13 protein-coding genes and 1 pseudogene are annotated in these 21,826 nt (G+C 37.9%); 7 read left to right on the top strand and 7 right to left on the bottom strand.

The features are described from left to right. Positions 1–47: 47 nt before the first annotated feature. The 3 genes from glgP to ABP870_RS01500 all read right to left on the bottom strand — a co-directional run bounded on the left by glgP (position 48) and on the right by ABP870_RS01500 (position 5,396). On the bottom strand, positions 48–2,309 hold the full coding sequence (gene glgP / locus ABP870_RS01490) for a glycogen/starch/alpha-glucan family phosphorylase (protein WP_350013733.1): 2,262 nt from the start codon (positions 2,307–2,309) through the stop codon (positions 48–50). A 24-nt stretch (positions 2,310–2,333) separates the two neighbouring features. Next, on the bottom strand, positions 2,334–3,842 hold the full coding sequence (gene malQ / locus ABP870_RS01495) for a 4-alpha-glucanotransferase (protein ID WP_350013734.1): 1,509 nt from the start codon (positions 3,840–3,842) through the stop codon (positions 2,334–2,336). 531 nt (positions 3,843–4,373) lie between these two features. After that, complete coding sequence (locus tag ABP870_RS01500) at positions 4,374–5,396, bottom strand: LacI family DNA-binding transcriptional regulator (protein WP_350013735.1); 1,023 nt, start codon at positions 5,394–5,396, stop codon at positions 4,374–4,376. A 1,003-nt stretch (positions 5,397–6,399) separates the two neighbouring features. On the opposite strand from ABP870_RS01500, the gene ABP870_RS01505 reads away from it, so the two are divergent. From ABP870_RS01505 to ABP870_RS01515, 3 genes are all read left to right on the top strand, one after another. Continuing rightward, positions 6,400–7,632: an extracellular solute-binding protein gene (locus ABP870_RS01505; protein WP_350013736.1), complete on the top strand. Its 1,233-nt coding sequence runs from the start codon at positions 6,400–6,402 to the stop codon at positions 7,630–7,632. 178 nt (positions 7,633–7,810) lie between these two features. Beyond that, entirely contained in the window at positions 7,811–9,172 is a 1,362-nt protein-coding gene (locus ABP870_RS01510) for a carbohydrate ABC transporter permease (RefSeq protein WP_350013737.1), read from the top strand. After that, on the top strand, positions 9,172–10,008 hold the full coding sequence (locus ABP870_RS01515; protein ID WP_350013738.1) for a sugar ABC transporter permease: 837 nt from the start codon (positions 9,172–9,174) through the stop codon (positions 10,006–10,008). The genes ABP870_RS01510 and ABP870_RS01515 overlap by 1 nt, the downstream gene beginning before the upstream one ends. Before the next feature lie 89 nt (positions 10,009–10,097). Here ABP870_RS01515 and ABP870_RS01520 read toward each other — a convergent pair. Beyond that, positions 10,098–10,769: pseudogene (locus ABP870_RS01520) on the bottom strand (transposase); the annotation flags it as partial. A 126-nt stretch (positions 10,770–10,895) separates the two neighbouring features. Further along, the gene (uvrB, locus tag ABP870_RS01525; protein ID WP_350013739.1) at positions 10,896–12,887 is read right to left on the bottom strand and encodes an excinuclease ABC subunit UvrB; all 1,992 of its coding nucleotides are present in this window, start codon (positions 12,885–12,887) and stop codon (positions 10,896–10,898) included. A gap of 286 nt (positions 12,888–13,173) precedes the next feature. Between uvrB and ABP870_RS01530 the strand changes: the two genes are divergently transcribed. Both ABP870_RS01530 and ABP870_RS01535 read left to right on the top strand, forming a co-directional pair. Next, entirely contained in the window at positions 13,174–15,354 is a 2,181-nt protein-coding gene (locus ABP870_RS01530; protein ID WP_350013740.1) for an ABC transporter substrate-binding protein/permease, read from the top strand. Beyond that, complete coding sequence (locus tag ABP870_RS01535) at positions 15,354–16,094, top strand: amino acid ABC transporter ATP-binding protein (RefSeq protein ID WP_350013741.1); 741 nt, start codon at positions 15,354–15,356, stop codon at positions 16,092–16,094. The genes ABP870_RS01530 and ABP870_RS01535 overlap by 1 nt, the downstream gene beginning before the upstream one ends. 18 nt (positions 16,095–16,112) lie before the next feature. Here ABP870_RS01535 and ABP870_RS01540 read toward each other — a convergent pair whose 3' ends face one another. Then, positions 16,113–16,616 (bottom strand): adenylate kinase, encoded by a 504-nt coding sequence (locus tag ABP870_RS01540; protein ID WP_350013742.1) that lies wholly within the window; start codon positions 16,614–16,616, stop codon positions 16,113–16,115. 347 nt (positions 16,617–16,963) lie between these two features. On the opposite strand from ABP870_RS01540, the gene ABP870_RS01545 reads away from it, so the two are divergent. Beyond that, entirely contained in the window at positions 16,964–18,472 is a 1,509-nt protein-coding gene (locus tag ABP870_RS01545) for an ATP-binding cassette domain-containing protein (RefSeq protein WP_350013743.1), read from the top strand. A 60-nt stretch (positions 18,473–18,532) separates the two neighbouring features. Beyond that, entirely contained in the window at positions 18,533–20,290 is a 1,758-nt protein-coding gene (locus ABP870_RS01550; protein ID WP_350013744.1) for a glycerophosphodiester phosphodiesterase, read from the top strand. 1,090 nt (positions 20,291–21,380) lie between these two features. On the opposite strand, the gene ABP870_RS01555 is transcribed toward ABP870_RS01550, so the two are convergent. Next, positions 21,381–21,548 (bottom strand): hypothetical protein, encoded by a 168-nt coding sequence (locus tag ABP870_RS01555; RefSeq protein ID WP_350013745.1) that lies wholly within the window; start codon positions 21,546–21,548, stop codon positions 21,381–21,383. Positions 21,549–21,826 lie beyond the last annotated feature (278 nt).

Below are 21,826 nucleotides of genomic sequence, written 5' to 3' on the forward strand. Positions count from 1 at the left end.
TCAACCTACTAGTTGGTCTCCCAACTCATTTATCAACAAACGATATGTTAGCTATGCCAAATATCATCATTATATTGTGCAATCGTACGATCTGATGAGAAGAAGCCAGCTTTTGCAATGTTTTTAACAACTTTACTGTTCCAAGCTTTGCGATCTTCGTAATCAGCCAACATTCTTTCTTTGACATCAATGTATTCAGCCAAATCAATCAATGTCATAAACCAGTCTTTATTGAGCAATTCATTATGGAGACGATTCAAACGTTCATGGTTACCAACTGCCAGCAATTCTTCAGAAACGATAAAGTCAACAGCTTCTTTAATCTTATCGCTACCTTGGTAGTAATCACGTGAAACATAGCCTTGGCTTTCGTAAAGATTGATAATAGTATCAGAATCTTTCCCAAAAGTATAAATATTATCCATACCAGCCAAGTCAGCAATCTCAACGTTAGCACCATCCATAGTTCCCAATGTCAAAGCACCGTTGAGCATAAATTTCATGTTACCAGTTCCCGAAGCTTCTTTAGAGGCAAGTGAAATTTGCTCAGAAATATCAGTTGCTGGAATGAGATGTTCTGCAACAGTAACATTGTAGTTTTCAACTAGGTGAACATTGAGGTATTGGTTAACTTCTGGATCGTTGTTAATCAATTCTGACAAGCTAAGGATGAGATGAATAACATCTTGCGCAATAATGTAAGCTGGTGCAGCTTTTCCACCAAAAATAACAGTTAGTTTGCGTTCAGGAAGATTACCACGTTTGATTTCCAAGTATTTGTGAATGACGTAAAGAGCATTCATCTGCTGACGCTTGTATTCGTGGAAACGCTTGATTTGAGTATCAATGATTGAATTCTCATCCAAGTCAATCCCTTTATTATCCTTCAAATAACGTTTTAGATTTAACTTATTGTGATGTTTAATAGCATCCAATTTAGCATGGACAGACTCATCATCAGCAAAAACTAATAACTTTTCAAGTTTTGTGGCATCCGTTAGATACTCATCACCAATCAATTCTTTCAAATAAGCAGCTAAGTCTTGATTAGCAAATTCTAACCAGCGGCGGAAAGTAATACCATTCGTTTTATTGTTGAATTTCTCTGGATATAACTCATAGAAACCCTTCAACTCACTATTTTTCAAGATTTCTGTGTGAAGCGCTGCTACGCCGTTGACGCTGGTTGCAAAATGAATATCCATGTGCGCCATGTGCACACGTCCTGCTTCATCAATGATATGCAATCCTACATTTGGGACTTCTTGAGCAATCATCGCATCTAGTTTTTCAATGATAGCTACCAAGTGAGGCACGACTTCATTAAGATAGTCTAATGGCCACTTTTCAAGAGCTTCTGCTAATATAGTGTGGTTAGTATAACCAACCATCTGCTTAACAATTGCTACAGCTTCTTCAAAATCCAAGCCATGCTTTTCCGTCAGAAGACGAATCAGCTCTGGAATTACCATAGATGGGTGGGTATCATTGATTTGAACATAGGCATAATCTGCTAAATCGTGGATATTTGATCCGCGCTCAATAGCCTCATCAATCAATAATTGTGCAGCATTCGACACCATGAAATATTGTTGATAAATACGGAGCAATTCTCCTGCTTTATCAGAATCATCTGGGTAAAGAAAGAGGGTTAGGTTTTCTTTGATTTTCGTCTTATCAAAAGTAATACCATCCTCAATCAAATCATAGTTAAGACCATCAATATCAAACAAGTTGAGATAATTTTTGCTATCACGGTGATAACCAAGAATATCTAAACGATCCAAACGAGAGCGTAAGGTGAAATCTTTGAAAGGCACATCATAGTGAACGTCTGTTGGAACCAACCATGAATCATCTTGAATCCAATCATTTGGTTCAGCACCTTGTTGATTATCTTTAAAGACTTGTTTAAAAAGACCAAAATGATAGTTTAAGCCGACACCTTCTCCGTTGATGCCGAGGGTTGACATAGAATCGATAAAACATGAAGCTAAACGACCTAAACCGCCATTTCCTAATGATGGCTCTGGTTCAATATCTTCAATTTCACTTAGGTTTTTGCCTGCTGAAGCTAGTGCATCTTTAACCTCTTGATAAACACCAAGATTAATCAAGTTGTTAGACAACAACTTACCAATTAAAAACTCAGCTGAAATATAGTATACTTTACGTTTTGCAGTATTTTTAGGCATTTCAACCGCTAGTTCTTTAACATAGTGAAGTAACTCTTTGTAGATGGCTTCATTGCTTAATGAGGCTAATTCTTGCCCTTTGTCATTTAGATAAGCTATAAATGCTTTAGTCATTTTCTGTTTACTCTCCTGTCTCCTCTATCTTTGTAATGACTTGTTCGCACGAGCGTAAAGCTCAGTAATATCAGTCAAGAAATCTTTTTTATCTTGCGTTAAATCTTCTGCAAGCATACGCCACTGCCAGTTACCACCAAGTGTGTTTGGCGTATTCATCCGGGAACTAGCATCTTTGTCAAGCAAGTCCTGCATAGTAGCGATAGCGATATGGCTAACACTTGCATACAAGCTACGAAGCATTGCTTCTGTGATAGCTTCATCTTGGCCACGATTGATGTAGGCATTAAGGAAATCTCGTTGCTCAGTATTAAGATTATCATACCAGCCGTTGACCACTTCGTTATCATGAGTGCCAGTGTAGGCTACTGTATCAGGCGTGTAGTTATGCGGGATATCGATACTTTGTCCCTCTACATCATAAAAACCAAATTCCATGATTTTCATACCAGGAAAGGCTGTGTCTGCTAAGAGTTTTTCAGCTTTTTCATCGATGTAACCTAAGTTCTCAGCAATGATTGGTAATTCACCGAGCTCATTTTTGACTGCCTCAAATAACTTATAGCCAGGTCCTTCTGACCAGTGACCATTGATGGCTGTATCATCTCCACCAGGGATTTCCCAGAAGTCTGAAAAGCCTTTAAAATGGTCGATACGCAATTTATCATAAAGTTTGAAACTTTCTTTAATGCGGTAAATCCACCATGCATAGCCAGTTTCTTCATGTAATTCCCAATTGTAAATAGGATTTCCCCAGAGTTGCCCCGTATCACTAAATTCATCTGCAGGAACACCTGCGATGGTAATTGGATGACGGTCCTCATCCAATTTGAAAAGTTCAGGCATAGTCCAAGCTTCAACACTATCAGCTGACACATAGATAGGCATATCACCAATGATTTGAATACCGTTGTCATTGGCATAAGCTTTTAAATCTAACCATTGTGAATAGAAGAAATATTGAGTCACTTTATGGTAAAGGATAGCATCTGCTAGTTTTTCACGATAAGAGGACAATGCTAGCTCGTCGCGCTGAACAATAGACTTATCATCCCACTCTTGAAGTGCTTTGCCACCAAAATATTCTTTAACAGCCATAAATTCTGCAAAATCAGAAACCCAGTTGTTTTCCGATTCAAAAGTCTCTAATAAAGATTTCCCTTCATGACTAGCTAAAAACCCTTGAACAGCCTTTTCAAGAACTGGACGACGACTTTCATAGATGAGTGCATAGTCAACCTCCTCTGGATTATGACCAAAAGAAACCCCTTGGAAATCATCTAATGCTAAGTAACCTGATTCGGCTAAAAACGTAAAATCAATAAAGTGCGTGTTTCCTGCAATGGCAGAAAAAGATTGATATGGCGAATCTCCGTAACTAGTCGTTGTTAATGGAAGGATTTGCCAGTAAGTTTGTTTCGTTTCGACAAGAAAATCCACGAAATCATAAGCCTCTTTACCGAATGAGCCAATACCAAATTGACCAGGCAAAGAAGAAATATGCATAAGGATACCACTTTCACGTTGGGTCATTTCACTTTCCCCTTCTTATTTTGTTTTGATATAAAAATTATAACGCAAGCGCTTGCGCAAGTCAATCATTTTTTTAACTTTTTGGCTTTCTCCTTTAGAAAAATGAAAAAAACTTGAAATCAAGACCTTAGAATATAGCCAAATCCTCTAGACAGTAAGAAATTAGGTCTATCATACTTGATGATAGTTATGACATCTCTCTAGGACTATTGATTTAGGAGCTCTTTGAGAGTTTTCTGTCTACAATAACATTAAAAAAGTTAACGAAAATGTTTAACACGAACACTTCTCATTGAAAACAACCGTTATCTTGGATAATTTTCCTCAGCTTTTTTCTTTACATTGGAAAACAAAAAACTCCTAGAAATACTGTTACAGCAATACTTCTAAGAGTTTTTTGTTTAACGATATAGAGGCTGATTTCTCAATGTTTTTATGTTTGGGAGGGGTTGTCTATTTTCTGACTTTCTTCAACCTGACTCCTTAATACCAAGAACTTCACTGTTAACAGAAAGAATCGTTTGCTACTTACTACTCCTTCTTTAAATTTCTAACGGATTCTCTTTCTTTTAGGGTGAAAGGCACAATGATCTGTTCACTTTTTTCTTCTTGCTTTGATTGAATAATAGTTAATAGGCGCTTAAAACTACTTTCTCCCAGATGATCCACATGGATATCAAAAGTCGTTAAATAAGGATGGATTAACTTTGAAAAAATAGAATTATTAAACGTAATGATAGAAATATCATCGGGAACCTTCAACCCATAATAGGAAAGTAGTTGCATTAATCGTATCGTCACACGATCCGAAATAACAACTAATGCTGTGGGGTTTCCAGTTTGAATAGCAGTCATTAAGACATCCACTTTTTTAGCATCCGATGGGTCAAATAAAAACATGGGGTGATAGGTTAAATCTTGTCGCATCATTCCTTTGACATATCCCATAAAACGCTCTGAAGCAACCTCAGATTTTAAATCATCTGTTACAAAATAAATGGTCTCATGCCCTTTATCCAAGAGATATTCAACAGCATGTTTTCCCATGAGCTGATTATCATTATTGATATAGGTAATCTGTCTTTCATTGCCCTCTGGGGCTCCGACAATCACAAAGGGAAGTTTATTTTCCAACAAATAGTGTCTAATCGGATCATCTTGATCTGAATATAGAATAATAAAACCATCGACCCTTTTTTGTTGGTGCATCAAAGTAACTTGCTCTAATAAGTCATCCAAGGAAGTTCCAGTCGCAATAGAAATGGTAAAATCTTTCAATTTAGCTTCATTGGTAATGGTTGATAAGATACGCATAAAAAAAGGCTCACTTAAACGGTCCGGCGTGGCTAATGGAGGAAAAACCAGACCAATGTTATGAGTCAAACCACTGGCTAGCATTTGTGCAGCAACATTAGGCACGTAGCCCAACTCTGCCATGGCTTTTCTAACCTTATCTTTTGTTTTTTGTGAAATAGAATGATTATCTTTAAGTACTCGGCTAACGGTTGATGGGTTTACACCAGCTTTTTTTGCGACATCCTTTATAGTAGCCATGGCCTAAACTCCTTTATCTAATCTTTTGATTGTTCTAGTTTACAACACTTCACAAGCGTTTTCAATAACTTTTGCTATTTATTGCAATACTGAAACTATTTTCTCAAAAAATTTCAGGCTTAAATACTGATATAATAAGGTTTTCAATTTTGGCAAACGTTTGCTTTTTGTTGATTAAAAACCCCTCTTTGAATCTTCAATTTAGTATTTTATCCTAACATCAAGTAAGATCTCCAGCAGCTTTCCACTATCATGTATTAGCCTTATAAAACTCTATGTTTACGATGTTAATACTGAAAGGCAACTCACTTTTGACTAACGAAAACAATCCTAAATCTCATCTTTTTTTTCATGGTATTCAATGATAAATGACCATATCTGAACGACCACTGAATCCTATCTCATTGCCATAGTAAAGGCTGAACTGGAACCCTGTATTCAAAAAAGACAAAAGTAAATCTCTATTTCACCAAGGTTCATTTAACTGAATAAGGAGAGCGAAGTCTCGGCATATCAGGAGCTGCTATATCCTTAGGAACAGTATCATGCGATAAAAGCAATAAAGCATCTGCTGTTCAGTCAACTTAATCATCCATCTCTTATCAGTTAAGCTTATCTTCAGACAGTAACATCAGGTAGTACCTATTGTGTCTTCATTCATAGCAGTAATAAATAAATCATCTTATCCAAGTTTGGGGCAACTGATAATGACTGCTTTGAATGACATTGACGGTCACTTTTTGAAATCTGGCAAACCTTTTGGTGGAATTTCTAATAGTCGGAATTTTTAAAACTATATCCAACCCTTTATTTTCTAGTTGATTAGACTTAGTTATCATAAAGTGCAAGCGATTTGTTCAAATGAGTAGATTTTTAACACTAAGAAAAGCTTAAATAAAGGGGATTTAAAAATTTTTTTATTTTTTTGTTAAATAATGCTTGACAATTCTTGCAAGCGATTGCATAATAAAGACATAAAGAATTTTCTTAGGAGGAAAGCGCTATGAAATCATGGCAAAAAGTCGCATTATTTGGAGCAACTCTCTCACTTGTTGGTGGAGCTGCTATTGCTAACACAACTGAAGTAAGTGCTGCTTCAAAAAAAACTATCAAACTCTGGGTCCCAACCGGATCTAAAAAATCTTACAAAGAAATTGTTAAAGAGTTTGAAAAAGATTCTGGTTACAAAGTAAAAGTCGTTGAGTCTGAAGATCCAAAAGCACAAGAAAAAATCAAAAAAGATCCTAGCGCTGCTGCTGATGTCTTTTCACTTCCTCACGACCAACTTGGTCAATTAGTAGAATCTGGTGCTATCCAAGCGTTACCAAAAAAATATGCTAAAGAAGTTAAATCAGAGTCAACAGAGCAAGCTCTTGCAGGTGCTCAATACAAAGGCAAAACCTATGCTTTCCCATTTGGGATCGAGTCTCAAGTGCTCTACTACAATAAAGAAAAACTTTCTGAAGACCAAGTAAAATCATACGAAAGCATTACAGAAAATGCTACTTTTGGAGCTAACTTGAAAGAAGTTAATGCCTACCACATCGCACCACTCTTCATGTCAGTTGGTGACACACTCTTTGGTAAAAATGGTGAAGATGTCAAAGGTACAAACTGGGGTAACGAGGCAGGCGTTAACGTTCTAAAATGGATTGCTAGCCAAAAAGACAATAAAGGATTTGTTAACGCAGATGCCAACAATACCATGTCTAAATTCGGCGATGGCTCAATTGCAGCCTTTGAATCAGGTCCGTGGGATTATGAAACAGCTAAGGAATCTGTTGGAGAAGACAAACTTGGTGTAGCTGCTTACCCAACCGTAAAAATCGGTGATAAAGATGTGCAACAAAAAGCTTTCTTGGGGGTTAAACTTTACGCTGTTAACCAAGCACCAGCTGACGGTGATGCAGAACGTATCGCAGCTAGTTACCAACTGGCTTCTTACCTAACTAACGAAGATAGCCAAGAAAATCAATTCGAAGAACGTTCTATCGTCCCTTCAAACAAAGAAGTTCAAGAATCAGACGACGTTCAAAATGATGACTTGGCTAAAACTGTTATCACAATGGGTTCTTCAGATAAGTACACTGTCGTAATGCCTAAACTTAGCCAAATGACAGCTTTCTGGACTGAAAGTGCTGCTATCCTCTCTGACACCTATAACGGTAAAATCAAAGAAGCTGATTACCTTAAGAAATTAAAACAACTTGATAAAGACTTAGCTGATGCCAAATAATCCTTATTAAATTGTATTTGTAATCAACAGAGGAGGTGGAGATTGATTCCAACATACGTGTTGTGAGAACACTCCACCTTTTATTTTTTTAAGATTTTCTATTCGCTAAATTGACTAAATGTTTCATTTAGCTGATTTAGCCAGTAGAAATTCAATCATATTTAAAGGAGATAAACCTATGACTAAGTCCCTCTTTTATGAAGACGTCAGTGTTCCTGAAGCCCTTTCCAAAGGTGGATGGGATATTAAGTTATCAGCCCTAATTATGGGTTTCGCAAATTTGGCCAATAAACAAATTATAAAAGGCATCTTGTTCTTAGCAACTGAGATTGTGTTTCTTATTTCCTTTGTAACTCAGGTTATTCCAGCATTTGGAAATTTAATAACACTCGGTACTAAAGAACAAGGAATGACGACGAAGACAGTCAATGGTATCGAAATTGCCGTTGCTGTCGAAGGTGACAATTCCATGCTCATGTTGATCTTTGGCTTAGCTTCTATCATTTTTTGTTTGGTCTTCGCCTATATTTACTGGTGTAACCTAAAAAGTGCTCGAAATTTGTATGTCATCAAACGTGATAAGGCGAAGATTCCAACATTTAAGGAAGATCTTGAGACATTGTCCAACGGTCGGTTCCACATGACCTTAATGGCTATTCCTATGATTGGTGTTCTTCTGTTTACTATTTTGCCATTGATTTACATGATCTCATTGGCTTTCACCAACTATGATCATAACCACTTACCACCAAAATCACTCTTTGATTGGGTCGGATTTACAAACTTTGGTAATATCCTTAGTGGTCGTATGGCTGGCACCTTCTTCCCAGTCCTATCTTGGACTCTAATCTGGGCGGTCTTTGCTACCGTGACGAACTTCTTCTTTGGTATTCTACTTGCTCTTTTGATTAACACTAAAGGCCTCAAATTCAAAAAAATGTGGCGTACCATCTTTGTTATCACTATGGCTGTGCCACAATTCATTTCATTGCTTATCATGAAAAACCTATTGAATGATGAGGGTCCTTTAAATGTCTTACTTCAAAAAATCGGTTTAATTAGTAACGGTCTACCGTTTCTATCAGATCCACTTTGGGCTAAATTTTCAATCATATTTGTTAACATGTGGGTTGGTATTCCTGTAACCATGCTTGTTGCAACTGGGATCATCATGAACTTACCGCAAGAGCAAATTGAAGCTGCAGAAATCGATGGCGCCAGCAAATTCCAAGTCTTTAAATCCATCACTTTCCCACAAATTCTCTTAATCATGACACCGACTTTGATCCAACAATTTATTGGTAATATCAATAACTTTAACGTTATCTACCTTCTCACAGGTGGTGGTCCTGTTAACTCAAAATTCTATCAAGCAGGCTCAACCGATCTCTTGGTAACCTGGCTCTACAAATTAACAGTTACAGCTGCGGACTATAACTTGGCTTCAGTTATCGGTATCTTGATCTTTGTTCTCTCAGCTGCATTTAGTCTACTAGCCTACACGCGCACTGCATCTTACAAGGAAGGAGCTGTTAAATAATGAAATCAAAACGCCGTATGCAATTAGGGTTTGTTTATACCCTGCTTATCGTCCTTTCTATTATCTGGCTCTTTCCTATCGCTTGGGTAATTCTTACAAGCTTACGCGGTGAAGGAACAGCTTATGTTAATTACTTTATTCCAAAAACTTGGACTTTAGAAAATTACATCAAACTCTTTACTAATGATTCCTTTCCATTTGGACAATGGTTTCTGAATACGCTCTTTGTGGCTTTGGCAACCTGCATCATTTCAACCTTTATCACCGTAGCCATGGCTTACTCTCTCAGCCGCATTAAGTTTAAATTCCGCAATGGCTTCTTAAAATTGGCGCTTGTTCTTAACATGTTTCCAGGCTTCATGAGCATGATTGCTGTTTACTATATTTTAAAAGCACTTAATTTAACGCAATCGCTCATAGCCTTAGTCCTGGTTTACTCATCTGGGGCAGCACTTGGCTTTTATATTGCCAAAGGATTCTTTGATACTATCCCATATTCTTTGGATGAATCCGCTATGATTGATGGAGCTACTCGTAAAGATATTTTCTTTAAGATTACGTTACCACTTTCAAAACCTATCATCGTTTACACAGCTTTGATGGCTTTCATCGGACCATGGATGGACTTCATCTTTGCTCAGGTTATTCTTGGTGATGCTACCAGTAAGTATACTGTGGCTATTGGACTCTTCTCCATGTTACAACCTGACACTATTAACGATTGGTTCATGTCGTTTACAGCAGGCTCTGTTCTCATTGCTGTACCAATCACCCTCCTCTTTATGTTCATGCAAAAATACTATGTTGAAGGTATTACGGGTGGGTCAGTTAAATAACACGACTATATTCAAAAAGCATGTCAGCTCTAAGCTGACATGCTTTTTAATCGTCAACATATCATAATGTAAGACCTTACTTATACTCAGACCTCCTTATGCTCCCCTTTATGGAACCAGCCACTTTCAGGGTCGGTGGTTGATCGTTTCTTTTCTTGAGGGTCCTCTTTTTTGGCAGTTTTTAAGGGCTTTTTTCCATGCTTCTCCCTGTCTAAATCAATTTCAAGGTCTAACTGATCACTCATAAACTTAGCCTGCTGTTCCACTAATGCCTTCCGATACTTATGGTTATTAGCTGCAGCTTTAATATGGGTGCCATCTACAAAAATCTCATCTGAATCAACTAAACCAGCATTGAGTGCTTGAGTCAAAACGTGGCTAAAGATTTCAGAAATCACAGCTTTATCCTGAAAACGTCGACTGTAATTCTTACCATAAGTGGTAAAATGGGGTATCTTATCGTCCAAAGTCAACCCAAGAAACCAACGATAAGCTATGTTCACTTCAATATCCTTGATGGTTTGACGCATGGAACGAATGCCATAAAAGCATTGAAGGATAGGGATTTTGATAAGCATGATAGGATCAAGACTTGGACGCCCATTGTCAGAGGAGTAGGTCTCCTCTACCAAATCGTAGATGAAACCAAAGTCAATAATCTCATCTACTTGTCGAAGAAAATGATCCTCAGGAACGAGTTGATCTAATGTGTAGAAACCATATTGATTGCGATTATAATCTGGATTTTCTTTGTGAAACATACCCATACCTCACAAATGTTTTTTCTTTTATTATACTCCTAAAATTGGCAAAAAGTCCTTAGAAATAAAATTCTAAGAACTTTGTCTTCCATCTAAGTAGAGCAGTTCAAAATAGCAGTCTAATTCCTAATCCATAGCTTTCAATTCCAAGACCATATCGCGGATTTGGGCTGCTAATTCGAAATCAAGCAACTCTGCCGCTTCTTGCATTTGTTTTTGTAGTTTCTTAATGGCTTCTTGACGCTCGGATTTAGTCATCGCTGTGTAATCAACCGCTTCCTCTGCGACATCGCTATCAGAAGTCTTGGAAATAGCAATTAAATCACGAATATCTTTCTTAATGGTTTGTGGAACAATGCCATGCTCTTCATTGTAGCGAATCTGGATCTCACGACGACGAGCGGTTTCATCTATGGCCCGTTGCATGGATTCAGTCATCTTGTCTGCATACATGATGACATGTCCCTCTGAGTTACGAGCAGCACGTCCAATAGTCTGGATAAGACCGCGTTCATTTCGAAGAAATCCTTCTTTGTCAGCATCTAAAATCGCTACCAGACTGACTTCTGGAACATCAATCCCCTCGCGGAGTAAGTTAATCCCAATAAGAACATCAAAGATTCCTAAGCGAAGGTCACGAATGATCTCAGTCCGTTCAAGCGTTTTAATATCTGAGTGCATGTATTTAACCTTGACACCCATTTCTTTCAGATAATCTGTCAAGTCCTCAGCCATTTTCTTAGTCAGTGTGGTAATAAAGGTACGCTCACCTTTTTCTGATCGTATCGTGATTTCTTCTAGCAAGTCGTCCATTTGTCCCATGGTTGGGCGAACTTCTACTTCTGGGTCTAGGAGGCCTGTTGGACGGATGATTTGTTCAATGACAGTATCGGTTTGTTCGTTCTCATAGTCGCCAGGTGTCGCAGATACATAAACGATCTGATGAACATGGCTTTCAAATTCTTCGCGACGAAGCGGACGGTTATCCAAAGCCGATGGCAAACGAAATCCATAATCAACCAGCATCTGTTTACGAGAACGGTCACCATTATACATGCCTTTGATTTGCCCCATAGTCATGTGGCTTTCATCAATCATAATCATGAAATCCTCAGGAAAGAAATCAAGCAGTGTATAAGGTGGCTCGCCTTCACTTCGTCCATCCATATGGCGGGAATAGTTTTCAACACCATTGGTATAGCCCATCTCGCGTAACATCTCAATATCATATTCAGTTCGTTGTTTGAGACGTTGGGCTTCTAAGAGTTTGCCTTCTGATTCAAAGACCTTTAGTTGTTCCTCTAACTCCGCTTGAATTTTGGCAATGGATTGCTCCATATGCTCATCATTTGTCACAAAGTGAGTAGCAGGGAAGAGAACCAGATGCTCAACCTCGCCTAGATTTTTACCTGTCAAACTTTCGATTTCACGAATGCGGTCAATTTCATCACCGAAAAATTCGACACGAAAGGCATGTTCGTCACGAGAAGCTGGGAAAATTTCTACAACATCCCCACGAACACGAAAACGCCCACGTTGGAAGTCAATATCATTACGTTCAAACTGGATATCTACCAGTTGATTTAGCAATTGATCACGGGAGATTTCTTGACCTGGTCGTAGAGAAACGGCTGAATCAGCATATTCTTTGGGTGATCCTAATCCATAGATACAAGATACGGAGGCAACAACAATCACATCATTTCGCTCCAAAAGCGCTGATGTCGCTGAATGCCTTAATTTATCAATCTCATCATTAACCGAAGAATCCTTCTCAATATAGGTATCAGATGAAGGGACATAGGCTTCTGGCTGATAATAATCATAATAGGAAACAAAATATTCCACCGCATTGTCCGGGAAAAACTCTTTAAACTCACCATAAAGCTGACCCGCCAACGTTTTATTATGAGCAATAACCAAGGTGGGCTTGTTCACCTTGCTAATGACTTGACTCATGGTATAAGTCTTACCAGTACCCGTGGCTCCAAGCAAAATTTGAGCTTTTTCGCCACCTTCGATATTATCAACTAGCTGCTCAATGGCTTGCGGTTGATCCCCTGAAGGTTGATATTTCGATACTAATTTAAATACATTATTTTCTTGTTTATCTATCATGCTTCTATTTTATCATAGCCCTTCCTTTTAAGAAGAGAAAAAGATTCTAATCTCAAGTAATTCTTTGTCCAACTATCCTAATGCTACCATCTTTGTCTGTTTCTTTAACTGATAACGAATACTCAATATTAAGCAAACTTTGGCTGATGCTATTATCGTTTTAATAAGTTTTATGAAAACTTAATCTTGCAATGTTAGGTTTTATGACACAACGTCCTTCAAATCTTGCTATCTTGTCAATATTTTGCTATAATGAGCTATAATTTTTTTATATAAGGAGATGAACATGAAGACGAAATTTAAAGCATTTCTATTAACGCTTGTTTCCGTTTTCTTTGTGTTCGGTGCTCGTGTCGCTGCTGATACGATTGACGTTGTCTCTGACACCGCTTATGCACCATTTGAATTCAAAGATTCCGACCAAATTTACAAGGGGATTGATGTTGATATTATCAACGAGGTCGCCAAACGTAAGAATTGGGATGTTAATATGACTTTTCCTGGCTTTGATGCTGCAGTAAATGCTGTACAAGCTGGCCAAGCAGACGCCTTGATGGCTGGTACAACAGTTACTGAACCTCGTAAAAAAGTCTTTACATTCTCTGACACTTACTATGATACAGCTGTTGTCCTATATACTAAAAAAGGGAAAACTATTTCAAAATATAGCCAATTAAAAGGCAAAACAGTGGGTGTCAAAAATGGTACTGCTTCTCAAACTTTCTTAGATAACATTCATAAAAAATACCACTTTAAAGTTAAAACATTTGACACTAGTGATCTTATGAATAACAGTCTTGATTCTGGTTCTATTGATGCAGCTATGGATGATGAACCTGTTGTCCAATTTGCTATTAAACAAGGCAAGGATTACGCTATCAAAATGGATGGCGAGAAAGTCGGTAGCTTTGCTTTTGGCGTCAAAAAAGGAAGCCAGTACGAGTACCTTATCAAGGATTTTAATGAAGCTTTTGCTGACATGAAAAAAGATGGTACCTATGATGACATCATGGCTAAATGGCTCGGTAAAGCTGCAACCATTGCTAAGCTAAGTTCAACTGGCGATGCAAACGCTAAGGCAGAGCCCCAAAAAGAACAATATGTGATCGCATCTGACACTTCTTTTGCACCATTTGAATACCAAGATGATGCTGGTAAATACACTGGTTTTGATATGGACTTAATCAAAGCCATCGCTAAGCAACAAGGCTTTAAAATCAAAATTAACAATGTTGGTTTCGATGCTGCTCTTAACGCCGTGCAATCTAGCCAAGCGGATGGTGCTATCGCTGGTATGACTATTACCGAAGAGCGTAAAGGAACATTTGATTTCTCAGATCCTTACTACACTACTAATATCATCCTTGCCATTAAAAAAGGGACTGACGTTTCTTCGTATAAAGATTTAAAAGGTAAGACAGTCGGTGCTAAGAACGGAACGTCTTCTTACGATTTCCTCGCTGACAAGAAAGAGAAATACGGCTACAAACTAAAAGCATTCGACGAAGCATCCACCATGTATGACAGTTTGAACTCAGGTTCTATCGATGCACTTATGGATGATGAGCCAGTCTTAGCATACGCTATTCAACAAGGTCGTAAGTTCGAAACACCTATCAAAGGAGAACCTTCTGGTCAAGTTGGATTTGCCGTTAAAAAGGGAACTGATCCAGAACTTATTGAAATGTTCAATAATGGTATGGCTGCCCTTAAAGAAGATGGTACTTACGATAAACTTGTTAAAAAATACCTTGCTACTTCAACAACCTCTAACAATAAAGAGGAAAAAACGATTGATGAAACAACTATTCTTGGGCTCATCAAGAATAACTACAAACAACTTCTTTCTGGCCTTGGGACGACAGTTAGCCTAACACTTATTTCATTTGCCATTGCCATGATTATCGGAATTATCTTTGGTATGATGGCTGTCGCCCCAAATAAAACACTTCGTGTCATTTCAACCATTTTCGTTGATGTGGTGCGTGGTATCCCACTTATGATTGTAGCTGCTTTCATTTTCTGGGGAATCCCTAATCTTATTGAAAGCATTACCGGTCAACAATCACCCATCAATGACTTTGTTGCAGCAACTATTGCCCTTTCTTTAAATGGTGGTGCTTATATTGCTGAAATTGTACGTGGTGGTATCGAAGCGGTCCCTATTGGACAGATGGAAGCCAGCCGCAGTCTCGGTATCTCCTACCAGACAACTATGCGTAAGATTATTCTACCTCAAGCAGTTAAACTAATGCTTCCAAACTTCATCAACCAGTTTGTTATTTCTTTGAAGGATACCACCATCGTATCAGCGATTGGTTTGGTGGAACTTTTCCAAACAGGTAAGATTATCATTGCTCGTAACTACCAATCTTTCCGGATGTATGCAATCCTTGCTCTCATTTATCTAGTCATCATTACGCTATTGACTAAGTTGGCAAAACGTTTAGAAAAGAGGCTTAAATAATGGCAGAATTAAAAATCGACGTCCAGGATTTGCACAAATCTTATGGCGATAACGAAGTTTTAAAAGGAATTAATGCTAAATTTTACGAAGGCGATGTCGTTTGTATCATTGGTCCTTCTGGTTCAGGAAAATCAACTTTCCTTCGTACTCTTAATCTATTAGAGACCATCACAAGTGGTAATGTTATCGTTGATGGCTTCGAACTCTCAGACCCCAAAACAAATATCGATAAAGCTCGTGAAAACATCGGTATGGTGTTCCAACACTTCAACTTATTTCCTCACATGACTGTTCTTGAAAATATCATGTTTGGACCGATTGAACTTGGTAAATTAGGAAAAGCTGAAGCTGAAAAACAAGGAATGGAGCTTCTCGAAAAAGTTGGTTTGGCTGAAAAACGGGACGCTCTTCCAGATAGTTTGTCTGGTGGACAAAAACAACGTGTTGCCATTGCTCGTTCATTGGCCATGAATCCTGATATTATGCTCTTTGACGAGCCAACGTCTGCCCTTGACCCTGAAATGGTTGGGGATGTTCTTAACGTTATGAAAGACCTAGCTGAACAAGGCATGACCATGTTAATTGTTACCCACGAGATGGGATTTGCACGCCAAGTTGCCAATCGTGTTATCTTTACCGATGGTGGTCAATTTATCGAGGATGGTACACCAGAACAAATCTTTGATAGCCCACAACATCCGCGACTTAAAGACTTCCTTGATAAGGTTCTCAGTCATTAAGAAAAAAGCTTTCAAGTTTCATGACTTGAAGGCTTTTTTGATGTTTTGTAAAAATGCTTCTGATTCTTCTCTGCTTATTAATTGATAAATGTTTTTATGGGAAAATTTATCAATTAAAGCTAAAATTTTAGGGCGGCTCTTCTCAGGAAATTGTTTGATGAACTCTAAAAACTCTAAATCAATTTCTGTCTCAATCCAAGGCATATCTGGTCTAACAGTCCCGACTCTCTTCATCACTCCTTCTATACAGATATCCAAAGGAAAATCGAGAAAGATAATCGTGTCGCACGCTTCAAAGCGCAAATCTAGTGTACCGCCATAATTACCATCGATAATCCAAGAATCTTGCTTTAAAATAGTTTTTTGACGTTCTAGAAAAAGCTCAGGTGCGACTGTTGTTCTGTCAGCATTCCAATTCATCAAATCCAAATGGTGTAAGGGGAATTTTGTCAGTTCTGCCAGTTGTCTAGCCAAGGTTGATTTGCCAGAGCCAGGGCAACCAATAACGATGATTTTTTTCATACCTCTATCATATCAAAATTGACACCATTTACAAAGTATGTTATAGTCAATTCAATAACAGCTGGAGGTAAGGAGCACATGATTCACTAAGAAAGAAAATATGATAGCTTTATCAAGTTTTGTTTTTTAGTATGCTCTTTCGTACCTGTTTTCAAATGCTAATCTTTCACACGCTTCTAAACTCAAATTGAGACCTTATTGACTTGATAGAAATGCCCTTCATTTCTATCGACACCAGCATCTCCTGGTCTTATTTTGATTTTCGTTGACTATCAGGTCTATCTGCATACTCAGACTCTCTACTTGATAAAGTAGGGAGTTTTTAGCTTGTTCAAAAGGAGGCATTTATGTTACAAACACAGCATCTTACTCTAACTCATCAAAAAGACTTGACGGATTTGGTTAACAATCTTGATTTGGTGGTTAATGTTGGCGATAAACTGGCCATTATCGGTGAAGAAGGGACTGGTAAATCCAGCCTTATCAAAGCAATTATAGACCCTACTGCTGTATCTGACTACATCAATGTAGAGGGCAAAATTATAAATCAATGGCATCATATCGGTTATTTACCACAAAGTCTAACTTCAGAACAACTGAAACAAAGTGTAGCTGATTTTCTCTATGGGGACATAGACTACACCACTTTCGACTTTTCTATATTTTACAGAATGGCTGATCGTTTTCACCTTGATGTAGAGCGATTCGAGGATAATGCTCAGACTCTATCTAGTTTATCAGGCGGGGAAAAATTAAAGATCCAATTGTTAAAAATATTAGCACAGGATCCTGATTTACTAATCTTAGATGAGCCATCTAGTGACTTGGATCGAGATAGTATTATTTGGTTAGAACACTTTATTATTCAATCCGATAAGACGATTATTTTTATTTCACACGACGAAACTTTTCTAGAAAATACAGCCACTGCTATTCTTCATTTAGAGTTATTAAAAAAACGTTCCACACCGCGCGCTAGCTATTTCAAAGGTAGCTATAGTGACTATAAAGAAAATCGAAGAGAAACTTTTGAACGACAACTGCAACGAGCCAACAAGGAAAGAGAGGAACATCAAGAACGTATGGCTCGCAGTCACCGTATTCATCAAAGCGTAGAGCACCAACTTCGTCATACTAAAAATGGTGTAGCAGGTCGATTATTAGCTAAAAAACTGAACACCATTCTTTCCCAAGAAAAACGTTATGGCAAGGAAGCTGAAAAGTTTACGGAAATCCCGCAAGATATGGATGCTATTAACCTCTTCTTTTCAGAAATCTCTCCCCTTTCCACAAACAAAATCCTGATCAATTGGGTAGAACAGCCCCTTGAAACTGGCCAAACGATTAACTTACTGGTCAAGGGACAAGACAAGATAGTTATCACTGGCTCAAACGGCATCGGTAAAACTCGCCTCCTCAAGAAAATCTTGAACGAACTATCTTCTAGAACAGAACCATCCCTTGGCTACATGCCCCAGCATTATGATGATTTTCTAAATCACAATCTTTCTACTCTTGACTTTCTAACTGAAGTTACTGAACCAGAAAAAGCAAGAACACTACTGGCGAGCCTTCAATTCACAAGAGATGAAATCTCACATTCGGTAATAGATTTGTCTGGAGGTCAAAAGGCCAAACTCTTCTTAGCTAAAATGGTCTTAGCGGGTAATAATGTGCTCGTTTTAGATGAGCCAACTCGACATTTTTCTCCGACTAGTCAGCCCATCATCCGAGAAATTCTCAGAGATTTTCCAGGAGCCATCATTAGTGTCTCACATGACAGAAACTACATTAGAGAGGTTGCCCAAAAGAGGTATCAGTTAACTCCTGAAAAACTCGAACAAATAAGACAATGACATTCCCCTAATACGGTCAATCTGATAAAATAGAATAATCATATCAACAGAAAGTATCCTATGATTATCAAACTTCTTGCTGTCTTACACGACATCTACAAACATGTTATCATATATAGTCTTCGTACGGCTTTTTTACAGGTAACCATGACCATCGGTGGCTCTTACCTACTTTCCTGGCTTTTCCGTGGCATTTTAGTAACCTCGGGATTTCCTGGCCTATCTATGGATAATATCTATAGCTTTTTAGGTAATCCATTAACGTTTTTACTCCTACTGATTTATTTACTTGTACTAGCCTTTCTTGTTTTTATAGAATTCTCCCTCCTTGTTGAAATACTACGCTACAAAGACACTCCTTTAGAATTGGGATTTGAATATTTTAAAACCGATTGTAAAAACTTTATTGGCAGCATTAAGGGTCGACATTTCTTTGCCTTTCTGTCGTATCTGCTGATAACCATTCCAGTACTTCGTTTTTTCTTCTCATCTGCTCTTATTGAACGGCTCTATATTCCAGAGTTTATCATTGGAGAATTACAAAAATCTCATTCAGGTCAAGTGGGGCTCTTTATCGTCTATGCTCTACTGTTTTACATCAATAGTCGATTAGTCTATACGCTCCCTTTAACAGTTACACGTAAGGAGAGTTCTTTCACTGACAACCTCAGAACCAGTTGGCAAATGACTGCGGGGCGCTCCTTATTAACCTTCATTGGACTGGCAGTTATTGCTGGAACCATCACACTGCTATCTATGATAGCAACAGGGCTTTTACTGGGCATCCTTGCTCTTCTTTTTAGAGGAAATAGCGGTACAGAGGTATTAGCTCAAACTATTTTAGCCAGCCTGACTTGGTTAATCCTATTTACCGCAAGTCTTTTGATTAAACTAGCCTCCTTGGCTTATCTCATTCTAGAACTTGAACAAAAGGATATTATCGACGTAGAACCGAGTCCCCAACGTCGAAAAGGCCGTTGGATGCGACTTCTTCTTTTAAATATCGCCGTTGCTTTTGGTGCCTTCTTTTACAATGCCAACCGGCTTGGCAATGGGGACCCAGAAAAAGTTAACATTATCGCCCATCGTGGCTATGTTGACGAGGCTGTTGAAAATTCGATAGAAGGTCTGAAAGCTTCTAAACAAGCGGGGGCAGATATGGTTGAGATTGATGTTCTAATGACAAAGGATAAACAATTTATCATTAATCACGATGATAATCTTAGACGTCTTACTGGTCAAGCTAAGCGAGTAAGTCAATCTAAAGCACAGGATATCATCGGTCAAACCCTTAGACAAAATGAACATACTAGCCAGATCGTCTCTTTCAAAACATTTTTAGAAGAAGCTCAGAAGATAAACTTACCTCTTTTGATTGAGTTAAAACCTACGAGACATCAACCTGATTATGCCGAATATTTCCTAAAAGAATTAAGCAGGGTATCACATCATCCTAAACATCAATTCATGTCTCAGGATTTAAACCTCATCGAAACTATTGAGGACAAGCGCCCTGATCTCAAAACGGGGCATGTTATCACTTTTCAATTTGGAGACTTTATCAGTGATAAGGTTGACTTCTATGCTCTTGAAGAATTTTCATACACCAATCACATCGCTAAATTAGCTCACGATAAACATAAAGATTTATATGTTTGGACTATCAATGACCAAAAGCAATTAGCAACATATCTCCAAGCACCTATTGATGGGATAATCACAGACTATCCTAACAAAGCTCGCTATGAACAAAAGCATATAACGAATAAGCCACAAGATTATTTAACGTTTTTGATGAGATTATACCATTTAGACTAATTGTAAACAGGCGCTATCATTTCTATATTGGGTCAATTCCACTCTATAGAGATAATAGGGCTTTTTAGTTTAAGCAAAACCTGCCATATGATGTTTCATGTAAAGCAAGGAAACGGAGCGTTAGCAAGCATCGTCTAAAACGAATCAGAATGTCATAGAATCGTTGGAACTAAAAGAGTCCAATATCAAAATCTCATTTGTCTTACGATAGCCTACGGTTATCAAAATAACTACAATGTTCAAACATTCCACTTTTCTCATTGTCAAGGAAATATGATATTAGGAACCACCGATAATCTTCATTCTGGACATCCAAGAAATGGCAACGATACGTCACCAAATAGGTAAAGCTACCGAAAGAAATCTCATTGTCACATTATCCTAGCTAAGAGCCATTTCGTTAAAAAAGGCAGTCCTTCTTTGGACTCATTAAGGGACATATGGCACTAAAGAAGGCAAAAATAGGGATACGACGGAAAAATATCATCCTCAGGAAACCCACTATTTTAATATGAAGCCTTGTCAAATCTACCCTTCAAAAGCAGATTGTTATCAAGAAGTGACTAATGCTATCACCATTAGGCGTGATGAACACCTCTTTCAGAAGAGATTTTAGAAAAAGCGTCTGTTAAATCATCACTAAAAGATAAAAGCCAAAAATGCGGACTTAAACACAGATATAGTCTTGATGTTTCTAAGGTATCAGGTCTTTTCAACATGGCATTACAAACAGCCACAATCCTATTGTGGTTAATTCGAAGAAGATTATGGCCTTAACATTTACTAAAATTCAGAAATAGCGGTATGGTCTTGTTATGCCAAAAGAACTCACTCCTCCCCGACTAAAATCAATTGTATACAGAGACTGGATTCCGCTTTTTTTGGATTTTGATGGATATGATAAAACAAAAGCAAAAAGGAATCCACCCTAGTATGGCTAGATTCCTCTTTTCTCTTTTTATGTAAACAGTAAGGCTTACTTTTCAGTAAACTCTACCCTTCGTCTTCTCTTTTGTTTAGACATCAGTTATCCATTGTCGTCAACAGACAGTATAGCTGAACTCAACGATGAATGCTTCATACTGTTTTCTTATTGATTTAATTCTATCTCTTTAGCTTTTCGTTCACGCTCTAAGCGTAATTTTCGATTTGGATTAAGTTGGTTGAACAGTTCTTCTAACTTAGCAGCATTCCAAACATCGGCTGCCGAAACAAAATTACCATCTTTATCTTTAAAAGATATGGGTTTATCTCCCATAACAACCTCCCGTAAATGAATTTTTGAGCTCTAGTTTTGAAATTGCAGATCATGTCATCGCATTTCATTTATAATCATATCAACTTTAAATAAATTTCCCGAGATTTCTGCTGTCTATATTTCCGTTTCCAGATAGTGCAGCTTACGACACGAAAGGAATCTATCTATACTATCTTATCCAAGTTGAAAATATTTACAACTGAACACGGCAACGCAGCCTCTAAGAAAACTAACGTAGCGTAACATTTTAGTGGTTGCTTTTCTTTAAAAGGTCAATC

This window comes from Streptococcus jiangjianxini (assembly GCF_040225085.1).
Classification (GTDB): domain Bacteria; phylum Bacillota; class Bacilli; order Lactobacillales; family Streptococcaceae; genus Streptococcus; species Streptococcus jiangjianxini.

Coding starts and splice junctions, on each gene's coding strand:
- ABP870_RS01505 (WP_350013736.1), top strand. CDS start 6,400: ATGAAATCATGGCAAAAAGTCGCATTATTTGGAGCAACTCTCTCACTT.
- ABP870_RS01510 (WP_350013737.1), top strand. CDS start 7,811: ATGACTAAGTCCCTCTTTTATGAAGACGTCAGTGTTCCTGAAGCCCTT.
- ABP870_RS01515 (WP_350013738.1), top strand. CDS start 9,172: ATGAAATCAAAACGCCGTATGCAATTAGGGTTTGTTTATACCCTGCTT.
- ABP870_RS01550 (WP_350013744.1), top strand. CDS start 18,533: ATGATTATCAAACTTCTTGCTGTCTTACACGACATCTACAAACATGTT.
- ABP870_RS01535 (WP_350013741.1), top strand. CDS start 15,354: ATGGCAGAATTAAAAATCGACGTCCAGGATTTGCACAAATCTTATGGC.
- ABP870_RS01530 (WP_350013740.1), top strand. CDS start 13,174: ATGAAGACGAAATTTAAAGCATTTCTATTAACGCTTGTTTCCGTTTTC.
- malQ (WP_350013734.1), bottom strand. CDS start 3,842: ATGACCCAACGTGAAAGTGGTATCCTTATGCATATTTCTTCTTTGCCT.
- ABP870_RS01500 (WP_350013735.1), bottom strand. CDS start 5,396: ATGGCTACTATAAAGGATGTCGCAAAAAAAGCTGGTGTAAACCCATCA.
- ABP870_RS01540 (WP_350013742.1), bottom strand. CDS start 16,616: ATGAAAAAAATCATCGTTATTGGTTGCCCTGGCTCTGGCAAATCAACC.
- glgP (WP_350013733.1), bottom strand. CDS start 2,309: ATGACTAAAGCATTTATAGCTTATCTAAATGACAAAGGGCAAGAATTA.
- uvrB (WP_350013739.1), bottom strand. CDS start 12,887: ATGATAGATAAACAAGAAAATAATGTATTTAAATTAGTATCGAAATAT.
- ABP870_RS01545 (WP_350013743.1), top strand. CDS start 16,964: ATGTTACAAACACAGCATCTTACTCTAACTCATCAAAAAGACTTGACG.
- ABP870_RS01555 (WP_350013745.1), bottom strand. CDS start 21,548: ATGGGAGATAAACCCATATCTTTTAAAGATAAAGATGGTAATTTTGTT.